Raw genomic sequence first — 19,027 nt, forward strand, 5'->3', positions numbered from 1 at the left:
CTGGGCGGCGCGGCGGGCGGCGGGGGCGGGGACGCCGGGGTCCGCGCCATGATGCTGGTCGACGCCGGCGTCGACGTGCTGATCGTGGACACCGCGCACGCCCACAACCGGCTGGTGCTCGACATGGTCGGCAAACTCAAGGCCGAGGTCGGCGAGCGCGTCGAGATCATCGGCGGCAACGTCGCCACCCGGGCCGCCGCCGCCGCGCTCGTCGAGGCCGGGGCCGACGCGGTCAAGGTTGGGGTGGGCCCGGGATCGATCTGCACGACGCGGGTGGTGGCCGGCGTCGGGGCGCCGCAGATCACCGCGATCCTGGAGGCCGTCGCGGCCTGCCGCCCGGCCGGCGTGCCGGTCATCGCCGACGGGGGACTGCAGTACTCCGGTGACATCGCCAAGGCGCTGGCCGCCGGCGCGTCGACGACCATGCTCGGCTCGCTGCTGGCCGGCACCGCCGAGGCGCCCGGCGAGCTGATCTTCGTCAACGGCAAGCAGTTCAAGAGCTACCGGGGCATGGGATCGCTGGGCGCGATGGCGGGCCGGGGCGCCGGCGGGTCGGCCGGCGGCAAGTCCTACTCGAAGGACCGCTACTTCGCCGACGACGCGTTGAGCGAGGACAAGCTGGTGCCCGAGGGCATCGAGGGCCGGGTGCCGTTCCGCGGACCGCTGTCCTCAGTGATCCACCAGCTCACCGGCGGCCTGCGCGCCGCGATGGGCTACACCGGCTCGCCCACCATCGAGGTGCTGCAGCAGGCGCAGTTCGTCCGGATCACGGCGGCCGGGCTGCGCGAGAGCCACCCGCACGATGTCGCCATGACGGTCGAAGCGCCGAACTATTTCGTGCGGTGAACAGCGAACTGGCAATGGTCGAGATCGGCATGGGCAGAGTCGCCCGTCGCACGTATGAACTGAGCGAGATCAGCATCGTGCCGTCGCGGCGCACCCGCTCGTCCAAGGACGTGTCGACGGCGTGGCAGCTCGACGCCTACCGCTTCGAGATCCCCGTAATCGCCCATCCCACAGACGCTTTGGTGTCGCCGGAGTTCGCGATCGAGCTGGGCCGGCTCGGCGGGCTGGGCGTGCTCAACGGCGAGGGGCTGATCGGCCGGCACGCCGACGTCGAGGCCAAGATCGCCCAACTGCTCGAGGCCGCCGAAAAGGAGCCCGAGCCGTCGGCGGCGATCCGGCTGCTGCAGGAACTGCACGCGGCCCCGCTGGACCCGGACCTCCTGGGCTCGGCGGTGGCACGCATCCGCGAGGCGGGGGTGATCACCGCGGTGCGGGTCAGCCCGCAAAACGCCCAGGCGCTGACGCCGGTGCTGCTGCAGGCCGGGATCGACCTGCTGGTCATCCAGGGCACGATCGTGTCCGCCGAGCGGGTGGCCAGCGACGGTGAGCCGCTGAACCTGAAGACCTTCATCTCCGAGCTCGACGTGCCGGTGGTCGCCGGCGGGGTGCTCGACCACCGCACCGCGCTGCACCTGATGCGCACCGGCGCCGCCGGGGTGATCGTCGGCTACGGCTCCACCCGGGGCGTGACCACCAGCGACGAGGTGCTGGGCATCAGCGTGCCCATGGCCACCGCAATCGCCGACGCCGCCGCCGCCCGCCGCGAATACCTCGACGAGACCGGCGGCCGGTACGTGCACGTGCTGGCCGACGGCGACATCCACACCTCCGGCGAGCTGGCCAAGGCGATCGCCTGCGGCGCCGACGCGGTGATGCTGGGCACGCCGCTGTCCGAGGCCGCCGAGGCCCTCGGGGGCGGGTGGTTCTGGCCGGCCGCGGCGGCGCACCCGTCGCTGCCGCGCGGGGCGTTGCTGCAGATCGCCGTGGGTGAGCGGCCGCCGCTGGAGCGGGTGCTGGGCGGGCCGTCCGACGACCCGTTCGGCAGCCTGAACCTGGTCGGCGGCCTGCGCCGGTCGATGGCCAAGGCCGGCTACTGCGACCTCAAGGAGTTCCAGAAGGTCGGCCTGACCGTCGGCGGCTGATTCTCGCCAGCGGCGACACAGATCGGGATGCCGTTTCTTCAGGATGACTTCAGGCAAACGAACTAATTCGTTTGCTAATTTGGGGACGTCACGTTGGCCGACTTAGGGCGAACTAACGATTGGAGTAGGCGAGGGCCATGGCCATTCCCGTAAGACCCGAACAGATCATCGACCAGCCTGCGCGGGTGCAGACGCTGCGGCGCGTTCTCGATTCGGTCAGCAGCAGGGGCGAGCCTGTCGTCGATTTCTGCCGCCCGTATGTCGAGGGCCTCGAAGGCCTGCCGCGGGATGGCCGCTTCCTGCTGGTGGGCAACCATACCCAAGGAGGGATGGAGGTGTTCTTGATCTCCCACTTCGTCCGGCGAGCCATTGGAACCCGGGTGCGGCCGCTGGCCGAGCGGGGAATGGGCAATATGCGCGGGCCCATCGCTGACTTGGCCGCCGCTTACGGCGCCGTCGTCGGGGCGCCCGAAAACGCTCATGAATTGATGCGAAACAACGAAACCATCCTCGTCTTTCCCGGCGGCGGGCGCGAGATCGCCAAATTCAAGGGCGAGGAGCACACCCTGGACTGGCGCGGACGGGCCGGGTTCGCCCGGGTGGCCATTGCCAACGACTACCCGATCGTGCCGGTCGGCCTGGTCGGCAGCGACGACATGTATCGAAGCTTCTTGTCCCGCGACAGCCGATGGGGACAGCTCAGTCTGGCCCTGAGCGAAAAGATCACCGGCCGCAAAGACATGCCGATGCCGCTCATGCACGGCATCGGACCCACGCTGATCCCCCGCCCGCGACGGATGTATCTGCGCTTCGGCATGCAAGTCGACACGACCAAGCCGGCCGGCGCGTCCGACGACCGATGGGTCGCCCTTGTCAAGGAGGCGACCCAAACGTCCTTGGAAACCGTGCTCGCCGATCTGCTCAAGATCCGCGCGGAGGACCCCTACCGCAGGCTGAACCCGTTGGCACGCCGTCGCGCCGCGCAACCGCCTGCCAGCGCAGCCGACCGACGCTGCGCCGACGCCGGATGACCGGCGACATGCTTCCGTTCGGTAGTTTGCCCGAACTGCTGACCGGCCCCTGGCTGTATGCCTTGCTTGCGGCGGTCGTCGTTGCCTCGGGTGTTCCCCTGCTTGGGTTGGTGATCGTCGCCGAACCAATCCTGTTGACGGTAATCGTGCTCGCGGGCAGCGGTCGGGTCTCGATCGTGACGCTCGTGGCGGTCGCGGTGGCGGGATCGGTGCTGGGGGACGTGCTCAGTTACTGGCTTGGCCGATGGTTCGGCCCGAAATTGCTGCGGCTGCACATCTTTCGGCGTTCGCGCCGCCGCATTATGAACGCACAGCAGCGTGTTCAACGCCAAGGAACGATGAGTGCACTCTTCATCCAGCGCTGGATTCCCCCTACAAGAGGTCTGGTTCCCGCCGTGCTGGGCGCCGCTAAGACGCCCCTTGGCGAGTTCGTGGCCCTCTCGGCCCTGGCCGCTGCCGTCTGGGCGACCGTCATCGTGATCGGCAGCTGGGTCGCCGGTCCCGAATTGATGCTCGCGATGCCGGCAGTAGTACTCCTCGCGCCGGCTGTGGCCGCGGCGCGTCGCATCGTGTTACGCAAGCGCCAAAGCGGGCCGACGGGGCTGAGGGTCGACAAGCCCTTCCGCAAGTGGGAGGCGCTTCCAGTCGTAGCCGTTGCCATCGGGGGACTCGTCATGATGGCGGGTGGTCCTGGCGGCGGTCCCGTGCTGCTGCTCGCGATGCCGGCGGTGATGCTGGCGGCGCCGGCGCTGGGCGCGATCCGCCGCCTGCTGGTAGGAAGGCGCACTCGGCAACGCCAGCTGCGCGGCGCCTGACCCAGGGCGGCCCGGAGCCCCTGGTTTGCTACCGGCCGGTAAGGCCATACTGGTGCCATGAAGCCGGATTACGACGTCCTGATCATCGGGTCGGGGTTTGGGGGCAGCGTCAGCGCGCTGCGGCTGACGGAAAAGGGCTACCGGGTGGGCGTGCTGGAGGCCGGCCGCCGCTTCTCGGATGAGGAATTCGCCGAGACCTCCTGGGACCTGCGCAAGTTCTTGTGGGCGCCCAAGCTCGGTTGCTATGGCATCCAGCGGATCCACCCGCTGCGCAACGTGATGATCCTGGCCGGCGCCGGGGTCGGCGGCGGTTCGCTCAACTATGCCAACACCCTGTACGTGCCGCCGGAGCCGTTCTTCAAGGACCGGCAGTGGTCGCACATCACCGACTGGCGCGACGAGTTGATGCCGCACTACGAGCAGGCGCAACGGATGCTGGGCGTGGTGGAGAACCCGACGTTCACCGACGCCGACCGGCTCATGAAGGAAGTCGCCGACGAGATGGGATGCGGCGACACCTTCGTCCCGACCCCGGTGGGCGTGTTCTTCGGCCCGGACGGCACCAAGGCGCCCGGCAAGACCGTGCCGGACCCCTACTTCGGCGGCGCCGGCCCAGATCGGACCGGCTGCCTGGAATGCGGCTGCTGCATGACCGGGTGCCGCTACGGCGCCAAGAACACGCTGGTGAAGAACTACCTCGGCCTAGCGGAATCCAATGGCGCACAAGTCATTCCGATGACGACGGTGAAGGGCTTCGAGCAGCGTCCCGACGGGTTGTGGGAGGTCCGGGCGGTGCGCACCGGAAGTTGGCTGCGCCGCGACCGGCGCACCTACACCGCCTCGCACCTGATCCTGGCCGCGGGCACCTGGGGAACGCAGCACCTGCTGTTCAAGATGCGCGACAAGGGCAAGCTGCCGCGCCTGTCCGAACGGCTGGGCGTGCTGACCCGCACCAACTCCGAGTCGATCGTCGGCGCCGCGACGCTGGAGGTGAAGCCCGACCTGGACCTCACGCACGGGGTGGCGATCACGTCGTCGATCCACCCGACCTCGGACACCCACGTCGAGCCCGTCCGCTACGGCAAGGGTTCCAACGCGATGGGGCTGCTGCAGACGCTGATGACCGACGGGCACGGCCCCGGCGGCACCGACACCCCGCGCTGGAAGCAGCTGCTGGACCAGGCCGGCGAGAACCCGAAGCTGATGCTGCGACTGCTCAATCCCAAGCAGTGGAGCGAACGCACGGTGATCGCGCTGGTGATGCAGCACCTGGACAACTCGATCACCACGTTCACCAAGCGCGGCAAGACCGGAATCCGTTGGTATTCCAGCAAACAGGGGCACGGCGAGCCGAACCCCTCGTGGATCCCGGTCGGCAACGAGGTCACCCGCCGCATCGCCGCGAAGATCGACGGCGTGGCCGGCGGCACCTGGGGCGAGCTGTTCAACATCCCGCTGACGGCGCACTTCCTCGGCGGCGCGGTGATCGGCGACGGTCCCGAAAGCGGCGTCATCGACCCCTATCACCGGGTATACGGCTACCCCACTCTGTTCGTGGTGGACGGCGCGGCGATCTCGGCGAACCTGGGCGTCAACCCGTCGCTGTCCATCACCGCGCAGGCCGAGCGGGCCGCGTCGCTGTGGCCGAACAAGGGCGAGAACGACGTGCGCCCGCTGCAGGGCGACACCTACCGCAGGCTGTCCCCGATTCCGCCCGCCCACCCGGTGGTGCCAGCGCATGCGCCGGGCGCGTTGCGCTGGCTACCGAGTGACCCCATCAGCACCGCAGGCTGAACCCCTCAAGTCAGCTTGCGATCTCCTGGGGTGTGTTGGCATCGAGCGGGGCGCCGCTGACGACGCGGCTGCGTTGCCCGTGCACGCTGACGGGCACATCGCCCATCAGCGTGACCCGGTGCATCAGCCGATGCTGGCCGTCGTAGTCGTCGATGGCGCGGTGTTGCGTGGCCCGGTTGTCCCAGATGGCGACGTCGCCGTAGCTCCAGGTCCAGCGAATGGTGTTCTCGGGCATGGTGATTCGCCGTTGCAGCAACTCCAGCAGCACCGTCGATTCGTAGCTGTCCAACCCGACAAACCCGCGCACGAAATTGCCGAGCACCAGCGTCCGCTCACCGGTCTCCGGGTGCACCCGCACCACCGGGTGCTCGGTCCGGAACTCCTTTTTCTCGAACGCCTGGCGGAAGGCCTTCTGGGAGTCGCTCATCGCCTCGATCGACTCGGGGGTGATGTAGTCGTATCGGTTGGTGTGCAGTGCCCACATGTCGTCGACCAGCCATTTGAGCGGCTCGGGCAGGGTGTCGTAGGCCGCGGCGGTGGAGGCCCACAGCGTCGAGCCGCCATAGCTGGGCAGCGTGACCGCGCGCAGGATCGAGGCCGCGGGGTAGTTCGCGGCGAAGGTGACGTCGGTGTGCCACTGCGTCGCCTTGCCGTACTCGGAGTTGATGGGCGTGATGATCGGTGCCTCCTTGGCGGCCAGGAAGGCGGCCGCGGGGTGGCCGATCGGCGTGCCGAGCAGCCGCGCGAACTCGAGCTGCCCTTCGTCGTCGAGGTGGTCCTGCCCGCGGAAGAAGATCACCTTGTGGGCCAACAGGGCTGCGCGGATCTCCCTGACGGTGGCCTGGTCGAGGTCGCCGCCCAGTTTCACTCCGTCGATACGGGCGCCGATCCGGCTGCCCAGCTTGGTGACGGTCACCGCATCTGTCATTTCAGTGGTCCTTTTGCCGTAACTCGGTTGTAGTCACTTGACTAACAAGTTAGTGTAGTCACATGACTAAGGGTTCCGCAAGTGTCGCGCGCACGGATGTTCCCACCGGCCGGGAAGAGGTGGTCGCGGCGATTCTGGAGGCCGCCACCGACCTGTTCGCCGAGCGCGGTCCTGCGGCCACTTCGATCCGCGACATCGCCGCGCGATCGAAGGTCAACCACGGCCTGGTGTTCCGGTACTTCGGCGCCAAGGACCAGTTGGTGGGCGCCGTGCTCGATCACCTAGGCGCGACGACGACCGCGTTGCTGGAGGCCGACGCGTCGGCTCCCGAGGCGGAGCGGGCGCTGGACCGGCACATGCGGGTGATGGCCCGCACGCTGCTCGACGGCTATCCCGCGGGCAAGTTGCAGTCGCGGTTTCCGGGAGCCGCCCTGTTGTTCGACCGGTTCCGCCCGACCCACGAGGACGACCGTAGCGCCCGCCTGGCGGTGGCCAATGGTTTTGCGCTGCAACTGGGTTGGCGGCTGTTCGCGCCCTTCCTGCGCTCGGCCGCCGGGCTTGACGAGCTTAGCGACGACGAATTACGCGAGGCGGTGCAGGCCGAGGTGGCCCGCATCGTCGCGCCTCACTGAGTCCGGGCCAGCGCGCGCCGGTGCAGCGGTTCGCGGCCCGGCGGCTGCTGCGGCGCCGGAAGCAGCGGCTTGCGGATGTGCACCGCCACGGTCGTCGGCGCATCGGTGTGCAGGGTCAGCTGTTCGCCGGCGTGCCGGATTTCCAGGTCGTGGTCGGGCCCGTCGTGCACCGTGTAGGTGACTTCGGAGTGGTTGACGTCGACGGTCAGCCGGAAGTCCCGCCAGCGCAGCCGGAACCGTAGCCGCGAAATGCCGTCGGGCAGTAGGGGATCCAGGGACAGGACGCCCTCGTCGTCGCGCAGGCCGCCGAACCCGACGACCAGTGTCATCCAGGCCCCGGCCAGCGAGGCCATGTGCAAACCGTCGCGGGTGTTGTGGTGCAGGTCGCGCAGGTCGATCAGCGCTGCCTCGTAGGCGTAGTCGTGGGCCAGCTCCAAATGGCCGACCTCGGCGCACATCACGGCCTGCGAGCAGGCCGACAGCGACGAGTCGCGCACCATGCGCCGCTCGTAGTAGTCGACGTTGCGCGCCTTCTGTTCTGGCGTGAACGCGTGGCTCTGCCACTGCATCGCCAGCACGAGGTCGGCCTGCTTGATCACCTGCGCGGGGTAGAGCCGCACGTAGGCCTCGTGCAGCAGCAGGGGATAGGTGGTGTTCTTCTCGAAGTCCCATTCGGCGAAGGTGGTGAAGCCCTCGCACTGCTGATGGACGCCGAGCTCCGCGTCGTAGGGAATGTTGACGGCGCCGGCGGCGTCGCGCCAGGCGGCCGTCTCCTCGTTGGTGACGTCGAGCGCCTCCGCCTCCTCGGGGTGGCGGTTGCACGCGTCGGCGGCCGTGACCAGGTTGTGCGCCGCCATCAGGTTGGTGAAGACGTTGTCGCGCACGATCGCCGTGTATTCGTCGGGACCGGTGACGCCGTCGAGGTGCCAGACGCCGTGCCGGTCGTGGTGCCCGAGCGACATCCACAGCCGGGCGGTCTCGACCAGCACCCGCAGCCCGCACTCCCGCTCCAGCTCGTGGTCGCCGGTGACGATGCGGTACCGCTCGAAGGCCATCGCGATGTCGGCGTTGATGTGCCAGGCCGCCGTGCCCGCCGGCCAGTAGGCCGAGCACTCCTGCCCGCGGATGGTCCGCCAGGGGAAGCTGGCGCCGTCGAGGCCGAGCTCGGCCGCGCGCTCCTTGGCCAGATCCAGCGTCGACGCCCGCCACCGCAGCGCGTCGGCGACGGTGTGCGGCGCGGTGTAGCTCAGCACGGGCAACACGTAACCCTCTGTGTCCCAAAAGGCGTGGCCGTCGTAGCCGGTTCCGGTGAGCCCCTTGGCGGCGATGGCGCGGCGCTCGGCGCGCGCGCTGGCCTGCAGCAGGTGGAACATCCCGAACCGCACGGCTTGCTGGGATTCGGGGTCGCCCTCCACCTCGACGTCGGCGTTCTGCCAGAAGTCGTCGAGGTAGGTCCGCTGCGCGTCCAGCAGGCCCTCCCAGCCGGTGTAGCGGGCGCTGTGGATCGCGGCGGCGGCCTGATCGCGCAGCGCCGGGCGGGAGCGCATGCTCGACCAGCCGTACGCCAGGTACTTGACGATGCGCAGCTTCTGCCCGGGGCGCAGCCCGCAGATCACCGTGGTGCGCGCGAGGTCGGGGCGGGCGTCGGTGCTGAACTCGACGCGGCCGGGCACGTCGATCTCGTGGTCCATCGCGGCGGCCATCATCAGCGCGCTGGCCCGGGTCCGGTGCATGAGAAGCGCTCCGGTGTCGGTGTTTTCGTGGTCGACGGCCTCGAGTGGGTTCTCCAGGATCGCCGATACCCGCGGGTCGTCGGAGGTCTCGGGCTGGTCCTCGTTGGTGACCAGCTCGGACTGCACGGTCACCCGCACGAAGTCCTCGACCGCCTCGACGACGTACTCGATGGCGGCGACGCCGCGCTGGGCCAGCGAGACCAGCCGGGTGGACACGACCCGGATCTGCTTGCCGTTGGGCGAGCGCCAGTGCGCGCGGCGGGTCAGCGTCCCGGCGCGCAGGTCGAGCACCCGCTCGTGGGAGAGCAGCTCGCCGTAGCGCACGTCGAACGGCTCGTCCTCGACCAACAGCCGAATGATCTTGCCGTTGGTGACGTCGACGAGCGTCTGGCCCGCCTCCGGGTAGCCGAAGCCGGCCTCGGCGTACGGCAGTGGCCGGATCTCGTAGAAGGAGTTGAGGTAGGTGCCCGGCAGCCCGTGCGGCTCGCCCTCGTCGAGGTTGCCGCGAAGCCCGATGTGCCCGTTGGACAGGGCGAACAGCGACTCCGACTGGGCCAGCAGGTTCAGGTCGAGCCGCGTCTCGCGGATCTGCCACGGTTCGACGGGGTAGCACTCTTCGGTGATCATGACTGCAAGAGGTCGGCGAGATCGGTGACCACCACGTCGGCGCCGTTGCGGCGCAGGTCCTCGGCCTGGCCCACCCGGTCGACGCCCACCACGTAGCCGAAGTTACCGGCCCGGCCGGCCTGCACGCCGGACAGGGCGTCCTCGAAGACGGCCGCGGCGCCGGCGGGGACGTCGAGCAGCTCGGCCCCGCGCAGGTAGGAGTCGGGGGCCGGCTTGCCCGCGATGTGCTCGTCGCGCAGCGTGACGCCGTCCACCCGCTTCTGGACGAACCGGTCGAGGCCGGTGATCTCGAGGACGTCGCGGGTGTTGGCGCTCGAGGACACCACCGCGATGCCGAGGCCCGCGGCCGAGACCGCCTCCAGGTAGCGGCGCGATCCCTCGAACACCTCCACCCCGTCGTCGCGCAGGACCTTCTGGAACATGTCGTTCTTGCGGTTGCCGAGGCCGTAGATCGTCTCGGCGTCGCCGGTGTCGTCCGGATCGCCGTCGGGCAGCTCGATCCCCCGGCTCTCCAGAAACGACCGGACGCCGTCCTCGCGCTTCTTGCCGTCGACGTACTTGCGGTAGTCGGCGGCCGCGTCGAAGGGGACGAATTCGTCCCCCGTTCGCTTGGCCCGCTCGGCCAGGTAGGCGTCGAACATGGCCTTCCAGGCCTTGGTGTGCACGCTCGCGGTATCGGTGAGCACCCCGTCGAGGTCGAACAGGCAGGCGCGCACCTTCTCCGGCAGACCCAGCACGGTGTTCCTCACTCTCGGGTTTCGGGGTCGGGCGATATCCACTCCATCACGCTTACCCGTGTGCCGCCAGGGTCAGCAGGCCGCGCTCGATGAGGTCGAACACCTGGGCCCGTGCGAACCGGACGGCGGCGGGGCTTTTGGGTAGCGGTCCGTCCAGCAGCAGGCAGGCCAGGCCGTGCACCGCCGACCAGGCGGCGATTTCGGCCCCCGGCCGGCGGCGCGCGTCCAGCAGGCCGGCGGCCTGGGCCTCGTCGAGCACCTTGCCGAGCACCCCGAACGGGTCGGCGGTGGTGTCCGTCGGCTCGGGGGACGTCGCGGGATGCGAGGTGAACGCGGCACGAAACAGTCCCGGCTCGGACATCGCGAAGTCGATGTAGGCGGCGCCGACCGCGCGCAGCCTCTTGCGAGGGTCACTAGCGCGATTGACGCGCCGCCGCATCTGCGCGGCGAGCTCGCCGCGCGCGTAGCTCGACACCTCGGCCAGCAGCGCCTCGCGATCGGCGAAGTGGCGGTAGGCGGCCGAGTGCGACACCCCGGCGGCGCGGGCCGCCTCGCGCAGGATCACCCGATCGGGTCCGCCCTCGCGGGCTAGCGCGATGCTCGCCTCGACCAGGGCCGCCTGCAACGCGCCGTGGTGGTAGCCCTTTTTGGTCGGGGGGCCGACGGAAGTCATGCCATCACGATCTCATGCCCGCCGAAATGTTGACAACGGTCACATCCCGGTCGCATACTGCGGATGTAACCATCGGTCACATTCCGATTCAATGAGGGAAGGAATTTCGATGACGAACACACGGGTGCTGGTCACCGGCGCGACGGGAAAGGTCGGCGGCGCGGTGGCGGCGCAATTGCTGGAAAAGGGCTTGGCGACGCGGGCATTGGTGCGGCGCGACGACGCGCGCAGTGCCCGGTTGCGGGCGTTGGGCGCCGAGGTCGTGGTGGCGGATATGCTTGACATTCAACAGGTTCAGGCGGCGGTCGACGGCGTGGATCGGTTGTTCTTCAACCCGCCGTATCACCCGCACGCGCTCGACAGCGCGGTCAGCTTCGCCGTGGCCGCGCGCGACGCCGGCGTCGAGGCCGTGGTGGCGCTGGGCCAGTGGCTGGCCAGTCCCGAGCATCCGTCGCTGATGACGCGCCAGCACTGGTTGGCCGACAAGCTGTTTCGGCTGTTGCCGGACACCGCCCACGTCGCGGTCGATCCCGGCTTCTTCGCCGACAACTACTTCGTGGCGCTGCCCGTTGTCGCGCAGCTCGGGGTGTTGCCGGCGCCGACGACCGGGGGACGACTCAACGCGCCGCCGTCCAACGAGGACATCGCCCGGGTCGCGGTGGGCGCACTGCTCGACCCGCATCGCCATGACGGTCGCGCATACCGTCCGACCGGGCCAAAGCTATTGTCCGGCACCGAGATCGCGGAGATAGTGGGTGAGGTCATGGGGCGGCGGGTCCGCCTGATGGAAATGCCCCCGTGGATGTTCATGCGGGCGGTGCACGTGAATGCCAAGCGGCTCGGAGTCGACACGTATTTCGAGTCCGGGTTGCGCCACTACCTGCCCGAGACCGCCCTCGGAGCCTGGGAGGTGGGCGGACCGACCACCGATGTGCGTGACGTCGCCGGCGTCGAGCCCGAGGACTTTCTCACCATCGCGCGCCGCTACGTCAACGCGGCGGACACGCGGCGCACCCCGGGGAAAGTGTTGCGCGAGATCGGGAATCTCATGCTGACCGGGCTGGTGCCGGCGCACCGGCTCGACCGCTTCGACAGGCGCCAGCAACATCCGCAGCCCGACCGGCCCCGGTATTCGGCGGAATCGGCCGTGTGGCGCGGCGAGCACGCCCCGTCGGTCGACCCGGCCCGCTACCGGTTCGGCCCAAGCGGCGTGCCTGAGTCATCCGCGGTCAGTATGCGGCGGTGAAGAGCGCTCGGTGATGCCTCGGGTTGTCGATTTCGTCGACAAAGGCGATGGCGTAGTCGGCGCCGCCAATCCGGGAATTGCCATCCGCGTCGGCGAGGAGCACATCCTCGCCGACGCGGAAGATCCCGGTGCGCTCGCCGCGGTTTTCGGCGTTGTACACCGCCGGTGGCGAAAGGCTGAACCAGTCCACCCCGTCGGGCAATGCGCGCAGCCGCTCCAACACCTCCGCGTGCGCGATGCCATCCTCCCGGAACTCCTCGGGGAAGATTGGCGTGTCCAGCGCGCGCGGTCCGCCGGGCGCAACCCGCAGGTTGCCGGCACCACCCACCACGCCGATGCGCACCGCGTTGTCGGTGGCAATGCGTCCCAGCGTCGGGATGTATTCGGCCAGGCCGCTGCCGTGCGCCGGCAAGGCGACCACAACGACGTCCACGTCGACCGCGATATCCCGGACGAACCGCTCATCGAACAACGAGCCCTGCCGGACGTCCATGTCGGTGCGGCCGGCCAACGGGCCGGTGTTGCGGGCCACCGCGATCACGCGGTGCCCGCGGGACAGCGCCTCCTCGGCGATGTTCCCGCCGGAGTATCCGGTCGCCCCGAAAATTGCAATTGTCGTCATCTCGATATGGAGGCGACGATTCGCCGAAACTCATCGCGGGTCGACTCAGGCGAGCTGGCGGTGTATGTCCAGCAGGTGGTGGCGCACGTCGTGCAGCGTGTTGACGGCCACCCAGCGCAGCGTCCGCTCGGTGCGGTGCGGCCAGTTGTAGACGATGCGGAGCTCCCAGTCGCGGGTGTCGAGCCGGCGTAGGGCGTTCGCCAGCAGCCGCGCCGCGATCGTCACCTCCTCGGCGACCTCGGCCGGATCGCTCTGCGCGTATCCCTCGTGGGCCACGCGCTCGTCGCGGCCCATCGGCACGGCGGCGGGCACATCGACGCGGCGGGCTAGCAGCACCCGCTCACGCTGGGTGATCAATACGTCGCGGACGTGGCAGGCATACTCCAGCGGCGACCACCGCTCCGGCGCGCTGCGACGCGTCAGGGTGTGTCGCTCGGTCGTGGTCAGCAGCCGCGCCAATTCGGCAACGCCGGCGACGATTTCGTCGGCGGCGCACGTCGCTGTGGACAGGTCGTAGGCGTACCCGCACTCCTCGCACCGTTCCACCAGCACAGCTTATGGAGGATTCACCGACTTGCCACGGCGCCGAACCGGAAGCCAGCACGCGGCCAACGGGACGGTGGTGAGCAGCCCGAGCGCGATCACGCCCGCCAGGTGGTGGTGCTCGTCGCGCATGGTGACGGCCATGACGAGCATGGCGGCGAAGTGCGCGGCGTTCGCGGTGAGGTTGAAGTCGAGGAAGAGCCGGTTCGCGAGCGGGTCGCGGGCCGACGCGAACAGGAACAGCGCCCAGACGATGTAGACGGTCGCGAACATGACGGCGATCGTGTCGCCTCCGGAGCCCCAGTCGAAGAGCGCGTTGATTCGATGGGTTATCGCGAACACCAGGTCGGGCAAGAAGAACAGCAGATAGCCGACGGCGGTCAGCCGGATCATCGCCGGCAGCCACGACGCGGCGCGGGTCTGGTTCACGAACCGGCGCCCTGCCGGATGATGCGGACCATCTCGGTGGGGCGTTCCAGGGCCGAGAAGTGGCCGGCCCCGGCAACCGTGACGGCCCGGACGCCGAGGAGGCGGGCGACCTCGTCCCGATCCGCCGGACGCGACCAATCCCGTTCGCTGTAGACCAGCGTGACCGGGGTATTCACCTGCGCGTAGCGACTTTTCGCATCGATCAGCCCGGGCAGGATGCGCATGATGGCCCGATTCACCCGGGGGTAGCCGCGCCGGCGGCCGCTGCGGCGCAGCTCGACGAGGAAGTCCTTCGGCAACGCGTGGCGGTCGGCGAACCCGCCGGCCAGCACACCGCGCAGGATGAGGCGATTCTCGAGCGCGGCGAAGATCGGTCCCGTGCCCGGCCAGCGGACGCCGGTCCCGATCACGCGGGCAAACCAGTTGCCGCGCTCGAGGCCTCCCGGGTAGTCGTAGGGATTGAACGCGATCACGCCCTTCACCCGGTCCGTCAGCTCTATGGAGGCCAACAGGGCGAGCGCGCCGCCCATCGATTCGCCTGCCAGGGTGACATCACGCAGGCCCAGGCTCTCGACGAATTCGACGACGGCGCCGCGCAATTCGGGCTCGCCGTAGCGCGCCCCGGGGATGACGTCGGACCACCCCATCCCCGGTAGGTCCAGGGCGTACACCGTGAAGTCGTCCCACAGTGCGGGCACGACGCGCTGGAAGTAGTCCAGCTGGGTGCGCACGGTGTGCAGCAGGACGAGCGGCGGGCCGTTTCCCGCGGTGAAGTAGCGCAACCGGGACCCGTCGGAGCGCTTCAGGAACCTGACCTCGCCGCGGCCGCCGCTCCACGCCAGCGTGTAGCGTTGGTCCGGAATCTCGTTGGTGGCGTTCATCGTTCGCACACCGCCTGGATGGCGCGCAGCCGCCCGTCGGCCAGGGCCCGGGTCAGGTTTTCGGCCTTTCGGCGGAAGTCGGTGACGAAGGCGTGCAGGCCCAGCGGGCCGTCGGGCTGGGCAAGGATGGCCTGCATGAGCGCGGCCGCCTGTTCGGTGAGGTCGTTCCACGCTGTGACGGTGAAACCCGCGGATTCGAGCGTGGCGCGCAGCTCGTCGGGGGTCACCAGGTGGCTGCGCGCGGGTTCGTCGGCCCAGGGCAGGGGATAGGTGAGCTCGCCGCCGTCGCCAATCGTGATGTCCCACAAGGCGAGTCGTCCGCCGCCCTTGAGCGCCCGATGTGACTCGGAGTACAGGCGTGCCTTGTCGGCCACGTTCATCTGGACGTGCTGGCTGATGGCGACGTCGAAAGTGCCGTCGGCGAAGGGGAGTTCGGTGACGTCGGCCTGACGAACCGATATCAGGCCGTCGAGGCCGACGAGCCCGTTGAGCCAGCGGTTGGTGTCGCAGTATTCGTCGGTGAGATCCACCGCGGCGACCCGGGCGCCGAAACGGTCGGCGACGTAGCGCGCGGTGCCGCCGACGCCGCTGCCGGCGTCGAGGACGTCGCTGTCATTGGTGATCCCAGCCAGGTCGACCAGTTGGGCGGTGGCGATGCGGCCCATAGTGTGGAAGTCCTCCAGCATCGCCAGGTCGGCGGGCGCCAGGTGGCCGGCGTCCAATCCGGCGCTGCGCAGCGCACGCTCGATGTTGTTGCGGGACAGGCCGGTCGAGTACTGGGCCTGGATTGTGTCGGTCATTTCCGCACCTCGGCCCACGCGGTGATGATGGAGGGCATCGTGATGAGGGCGTCGGCCGCCAGCGCCTGCGTGCGGAAACGCGGCACGAACTCGCCGATGTCACCGAGATCGTCGAGGCCGAAGCCGCCTTGTTCGGCGATGGGCGAGACGAGCCGCCAGACCTCCGCGCCGTAGGCGAGGAGGTCGACGTCGGCGGCGGTGCCGATCGGCGCACCGATGGCCAACCGCGGTGTCCCCAGGCCGGCGTCGGCGAAGACCGTGTGCAGCGTGGTGCCGAACCGCGGGCTGAGGCCCATGGCCTCGAAGCCGCGGACGATGCCCGCAATCACCTCGCTGAACAGCGGCAGCTCCGGGACGCTGCGCGCCCGGGTGATGTCGATCTCGGCGAACGCGAGCACGCCGCCGGGGCGCACCAGGGAGCTCAGGCGGCGCAGCGTGGCGGCCGGGTCGGGCAGGTGCATCAGGATCAGCCGGCCGACCACCGCGTCGACGGGTTCGTCCAGGTCGATCGCGTCGACCGTGGCCTCTGTGAAACGCACGGTGGCCAAGCCCTTTTCGGTGGCGCGGGCGCGGGCCAGCTCGACCATCGCGGCCGAGGCGTCAACGCCGAGCACGCTTCCGGTCGGGCCGACCAGCCGGGCGGCGACGAACGACACGTCGCCGGGGCCGCTGCCGATATCTAGGACCCGCATGCCCGGACGCAGCCCGGCGAGCCGCAGCGCGTGCTCGGTGTAGCCGTCGTAAAGCCGTCCCTGCAGGAGCAGCCGCTGCACCTCCACGTCGGCGTGCCCGAGGACATAGCTGCTTTCGGTTGTACTCATTGGTTTCGTGCCTTTCTTCGGTTGGGTGGCCTTAGGCCTTGGCCAGTTCGGGAAACGGCGTCGCCAGCCGCGCGCGGGCCGGCAGGAGCCAGGCCACGACGATGGCGGCGCCCAGCGCGATTCCCGCGCACACCAGGGAGCTCACCTGCATGCCGTCCAGGAAGGCGCGATCAACGACGGCGCGGACCGGGCCCGCCTGTTGGATGGGCAGTCGCCCGATCACGGTGTGCGCCACCGCCATCGAGTGCCGCATCGCGTCGACGGGCAAGCCGGTCAACGCGGTGGTGCCGAGGCGTCCGGAGTACACCGACGCGAAGACGCTGCCCGCGATGGCGACGCCGAGGGTGCCGCCGAGTTCACGTGTGGTGTCGTTGACGGCCGAGCCGACGCCGGCCTTGTCGACCGACAGCGATCCCATGATGGCCTCGGTGGCCGGCGAAACGGTCAGGCCCAGGCCACCGCCGAGCAGCAGCATCTGCATGGCGATCTGGACGTAGGGCGTGGCGGCGTCCGCCGTGGACGCCCACGCCAGTCCGGCGGCGAACACGGTCAGGCCGCCTGCGACGACGGCGGTGCTGCCGATTCGTTCCACCAGCCGGGGTCCCAGGATGCTGGCCAACGCGATGGAGGCGGCGACGGGAAGCAGGCGCACTCCGGCCTGAAACGCGGTGTAGTCCTTGATGAATTGGAAGTACTGCGTGATCACGAAGATGAACCCGAACAGGGTCAGGAAGCCGGCGGTCACCGCCAGGCTGCCGCCGGAGAACCGCCGATTGGCGAAGACCGACACGTCCAGCATCGGGTGGGTGCTGCGCCGCTCCCACGCCGCGAACCCGGCGAGAACGGCTGTGGAGAGGGCGAATCCGGCCGTCGTCTTAGCGTTGGTCCATCCCCAGGTGGGCGCCTCGATGACGGTGTAGACCAGCGTCGTGATGCCGACCGCGGACAGGATCAGGCCGGGGACGTCGACGCGGGGCGCCACGGGGTCGCGCGAGCTCGGGACGAACAGGATGCCGCCGGCGATGGCCACGGCCGCGATGGGGATGTTGACCATGAAGATCGAGCCCCACCAGAAGTGTTCGAGCAGCCAGCCGCCGCTGATCGGGCCCACGGCGACCCCGACGCCGACCATGGCTGCCCACAGACCGATCGCCTTGGCGCGCGGCACCGGGTCGGTGAAGATGTTGGTGATCAGCCCGAGTGTGGTCGGGAAGATCACCGCCGCGCCGACGCCCATCGCGGCGCGGGCCGCGATCAGCGCGTCGGCCGAATTCACTTGCGCGGCAACGGCGGAGGTGAGCGCGAAGAGCGCCAGTCCGGAGTTGAGCCAGCCCCGCCTGCCGTAGCGGTCGGACAGGCTGCCGGCCGATAGCAGCAGTCCGGCCATGACCAGGGTGTAGGCGTCGACGATCCATTGCAGCTGGGCGGTGTCGGCGCCGAGTTCGCGGGACAGGGTGGGCAGCGCGACGTTGACGATGGTGGCGTCGACGCTGATGACGAAGACGCCGAGGCAGATGACGGCGAGCGCGGCGATCGGGCGGTTGCGGAAGATGGGTTCGGTACTCATGGGCAAGACTCTAAAACTCATAGACAAATAAATCAAGTAGTAAGTTGAAAAACATATCTAGCTGAGGTAGGGTGGGGTCATGGCGCCCCGCAGGAACTACAACCAGAACTGCCCGATCGCGCGTGGACTGGACGTCCTCGGCGAGCGGTGGACGCTGCTGATCCTGCGCGAGTTGGTTGGCGGATCCCGCCGCTACGGCGACCTGCGCGACGCGCTCCCCGGCATCGCGACCAACCTCCTGGCCGAGCGTCTCAAGGAGCTGCAGGAGGCGGGGCTCGTCGACCGGACCGATCTGCCCGCCCCGATCGGGCGCACCGTATACACCCTCAGCGACATGGGCTGGCAGCGGGCGCTGCCCGTCCTGCGGAGCGTCGCGTGGTTCGGCCTGGACCGGCTCGACCCGATCGGCGATGGCCCAGTTACGCCGTTGAACGGCTTCCTGGCCGGCATCCTGCTGGGCTTCGATTCGGTCGGGGCGATCGGCCTGGAGGCGACGATCCGCATCGAAATCGACGGCCGCCGTTTCGAATTCGCCGTGACGCAGGGGCGGCTCGCCGGCGCTCGTCACGAGCCTTCGGTGAAGATCACCGCCAGCGCCGCGGACCTGGTCACCGCGCGTCTCGGCGCGAGCGAGGCCAAGCGGCGGGCGGCGCTGCGGCGCATCGATCTCGACGGCGACCCCGACGCCGTCGACGCGGTGCGCCGGGCGTTCGCGCTCCTATAAATCGACTTTCCCAATTTCGAGGCTTTTCGGCCCACACTGCAATACAGTCGTATCGCCTTCGAGACAAGGGACGGCTGTGATGAATTTTGCGGTGCTGCCACCAGAGGTGACGTCCGCGCAGATGTATACCGGTGCCGGCTCGGGGCCGATGTTGGCCGCCGCGGCGAGCTGGGCCGGGTTGGGCGACGAGTTGGGGTCGGCGGCGGAGTCGTTTTCGTCGTTGACCTCGGGCCTGGCGGACGGACCCTGGCAGGGTCCGGCCTCGGCGGCCATGGCGGCCGTGGCCACTCAGTACGCGCAGTGGCTCAACGGGTCGGCCGCCCAGGCCGCCGGCGCGGCCGCAAACGCCAATGCGACGGCGGCGATCTTCGAGGCGGCCAGGGCGGCGACCACGCATCCGGCGGCCGTTTCGGCCAACCGCAGTCAGTTGCTGTCG

At 69.3% G+C, this 19,027-nt stretch carries 20 protein-coding genes; 9 read left to right on the forward strand and 11 right to left on the reverse strand.

Translation table 11 applies throughout. The features are described 5' to 3' along the window. The 5 genes from A9X00_RS03475 to A9X00_RS03495 all read left to right on the forward strand — a co-directional run. Nucleotides 1–846 (forward strand): IMP dehydrogenase (locus A9X00_RS03475; protein WP_197515041.1); only part of this gene is annotated, 846 nt, incomplete at its 5' end. Nucleotides 847–860: 14 nt separating this feature from the next. Further along, nucleotides 861–1,988 (forward strand): GuaB3 family IMP dehydrogenase-related protein, encoded by a 1,128-nt coding sequence (locus A9X00_RS03480; RefSeq protein ID WP_067149286.1) that lies wholly within the window; start codon nucleotides 861–863, stop codon nucleotides 1,986–1,988. A 137-nt stretch (nucleotides 1,989–2,125) separates the two neighbouring features. Beyond that, nucleotides 2,126–3,019, forward strand: a complete 894-nt coding sequence (locus A9X00_RS03485) for a 1-acyl-sn-glycerol-3-phosphate acyltransferase (protein WP_067149261.1) — start codon at nucleotides 2,126–2,128, stop codon at nucleotides 3,017–3,019. After that, complete coding sequence (locus tag A9X00_RS03490) at nucleotides 3,016–3,834, forward strand: DedA family protein (RefSeq protein WP_067149263.1); 819 nt, start codon at nucleotides 3,016–3,018, stop codon at nucleotides 3,832–3,834. Before A9X00_RS03485 ends, A9X00_RS03490 begins: the two co-directional genes overlap by 4 nt. A 57-nt stretch (nucleotides 3,835–3,891) precedes the next feature. Further along, nucleotides 3,892–5,628 (forward strand): GMC oxidoreductase, encoded by a 1,737-nt coding sequence (locus tag A9X00_RS03495; protein WP_067149264.1) that lies wholly within the window; start codon nucleotides 3,892–3,894, stop codon nucleotides 5,626–5,628. 10 nt (nucleotides 5,629–5,638) lie between these two features. Here the strand turns inward: A9X00_RS03495 and A9X00_RS03500 are convergent, their stop codons facing one another. After that, nucleotides 5,639–6,556, reverse strand: a complete 918-nt coding sequence (locus tag A9X00_RS03500) for a TauD/TfdA family dioxygenase (RefSeq protein ID WP_067149267.1) — start codon at nucleotides 6,554–6,556, stop codon at nucleotides 5,639–5,641. A gap of 62 nt (nucleotides 6,557–6,618) precedes the next feature. Between A9X00_RS03500 and A9X00_RS03505 the strand changes: the two genes are divergently transcribed. Continuing rightward, nucleotides 6,619–7,188, forward strand: a complete 570-nt coding sequence (locus A9X00_RS03505) for a TetR/AcrR family transcriptional regulator (RefSeq protein ID WP_067149270.1) — start codon at nucleotides 6,619–6,621, stop codon at nucleotides 7,186–7,188. Here A9X00_RS03505 and A9X00_RS03510 read toward each other — a convergent pair. Genes A9X00_RS03510 through A9X00_RS03520 form a run of 3 tightly spaced genes read right to left on the reverse strand, consistent with a single transcriptional unit; the run spans nucleotide 7,182 to nucleotide 10,958 of the window. Continuing rightward, on the reverse strand, nucleotides 7,182–9,548 hold the full coding sequence (locus A9X00_RS03510) for a glycoside hydrolase family 65 protein (protein WP_067149272.1): 2,367 nt from the start codon (nucleotides 9,546–9,548) through the stop codon (nucleotides 7,182–7,184). The genes A9X00_RS03505 and A9X00_RS03510 overlap by 7 nt on opposite strands. Beyond that, the gene (locus A9X00_RS03515) at nucleotides 9,545–10,327 is read right to left on the reverse strand and encodes a beta-phosphoglucomutase family hydrolase (RefSeq protein ID WP_369830707.1); all 783 of its coding nucleotides are present in this window, start codon (nucleotides 10,325–10,327) and stop codon (nucleotides 9,545–9,547) included. The genes A9X00_RS03510 and A9X00_RS03515 overlap by 4 nt, the downstream gene beginning before the upstream one ends. Nucleotides 10,328–10,337: 10 nt before the next feature. Further along, complete coding sequence (locus A9X00_RS03520; protein WP_067149274.1) at nucleotides 10,338–10,958, reverse strand: TetR/AcrR family transcriptional regulator; 621 nt, start codon at nucleotides 10,956–10,958, stop codon at nucleotides 10,338–10,340. 109 nt (nucleotides 10,959–11,067) lie between these two features. Between A9X00_RS03520 and A9X00_RS03525 the strand changes: the two genes are divergently transcribed. Next, complete coding sequence (locus A9X00_RS03525) at nucleotides 11,068–12,204, forward strand: NmrA family NAD(P)-binding protein (protein WP_067149275.1); 1,137 nt, start codon at nucleotides 11,068–11,070, stop codon at nucleotides 12,202–12,204. Here A9X00_RS03525 and A9X00_RS03530 read toward each other — a convergent pair. From A9X00_RS03530 to A9X00_RS03560, 7 genes are read right to left on the reverse strand one after another with little or no spacing between them, the layout of a single operon-like run. Next, nucleotides 12,188–12,826 carry an NAD(P)-dependent oxidoreductase gene (locus A9X00_RS03530; RefSeq protein WP_067149277.1) on the reverse strand — a complete coding sequence of 213 codons (639 nt, stop codon included), beginning with the start codon at nucleotides 12,824–12,826 and terminating at the stop codon, nucleotides 12,188–12,190. The genes A9X00_RS03525 and A9X00_RS03530 overlap by 17 nt on opposite strands. 45 nt (nucleotides 12,827–12,871) lie before the next feature. Continuing rightward, the gene (locus tag A9X00_RS03535; protein ID WP_082974670.1) at nucleotides 12,872–13,375 is read right to left on the reverse strand and encodes a DinB family protein; all 504 of its coding nucleotides are present in this window, start codon (nucleotides 13,373–13,375) and stop codon (nucleotides 12,872–12,874) included. A gap of 6 nt (nucleotides 13,376–13,381) precedes the next feature. Next, on the reverse strand, nucleotides 13,382–13,798 hold the full coding sequence (locus A9X00_RS03540; RefSeq protein ID WP_082974669.1) for a DUF6632 domain-containing protein: 417 nt from the start codon (nucleotides 13,796–13,798) through the stop codon (nucleotides 13,382–13,384). Continuing rightward, entirely contained in the window at nucleotides 13,795–14,679 is an 885-nt protein-coding gene (locus A9X00_RS03545; RefSeq protein ID WP_067149294.1) for an alpha/beta fold hydrolase, read from the reverse strand. Before A9X00_RS03545 ends, A9X00_RS03540 begins: the two co-directional genes overlap by 4 nt. Beyond that, the gene (locus A9X00_RS03550) at nucleotides 14,676–15,479 is read right to left on the reverse strand and encodes a class I SAM-dependent methyltransferase (protein ID WP_067149279.1); all 804 of its coding nucleotides are present in this window, start codon (nucleotides 15,477–15,479) and stop codon (nucleotides 14,676–14,678) included. Before A9X00_RS03550 ends, A9X00_RS03545 begins: the two co-directional genes overlap by 4 nt. Then, nucleotides 15,476–16,300 (reverse strand): class I SAM-dependent methyltransferase, encoded by an 825-nt coding sequence (locus A9X00_RS03555; protein ID WP_067149281.1) that lies wholly within the window; start codon nucleotides 16,298–16,300, stop codon nucleotides 15,476–15,478. The genes A9X00_RS03550 and A9X00_RS03555 overlap by 4 nt, the downstream gene beginning before the upstream one ends. A 31-nt stretch (nucleotides 16,301–16,331) precedes the next feature. Continuing rightward, entirely contained in the window at nucleotides 16,332–17,867 is a 1,536-nt protein-coding gene (locus A9X00_RS03560) for an MFS transporter (protein WP_067149282.1), read from the reverse strand. A gap of 79 nt (nucleotides 17,868–17,946) precedes the next feature. Between A9X00_RS03560 and A9X00_RS03565 the strand changes: the two genes are divergently transcribed. Together A9X00_RS03565 and A9X00_RS03570 are read left to right on the forward strand one after the other, a co-directional pair. Next, on the forward strand, nucleotides 17,947–18,591 hold the full coding sequence (locus tag A9X00_RS03565; protein WP_067149284.1) for a helix-turn-helix domain-containing protein: 645 nt from the start codon (nucleotides 17,947–17,949) through the stop codon (nucleotides 18,589–18,591). Nucleotides 18,592–18,670: 79 nt separating this feature from the next. Further along, nucleotides 18,671–19,027 (forward strand): PPE family protein (locus tag A9X00_RS03570; protein WP_156771915.1); only part of this gene is annotated, 357 nt, incomplete at its 3' end.

Source organism: Mycobacterium sp. 1245805.9, from assembly GCF_001672915.1.
Lineage (GTDB): Bacteria > Actinomycetota > Actinomycetes > Mycobacteriales > Mycobacteriaceae > Mycobacterium.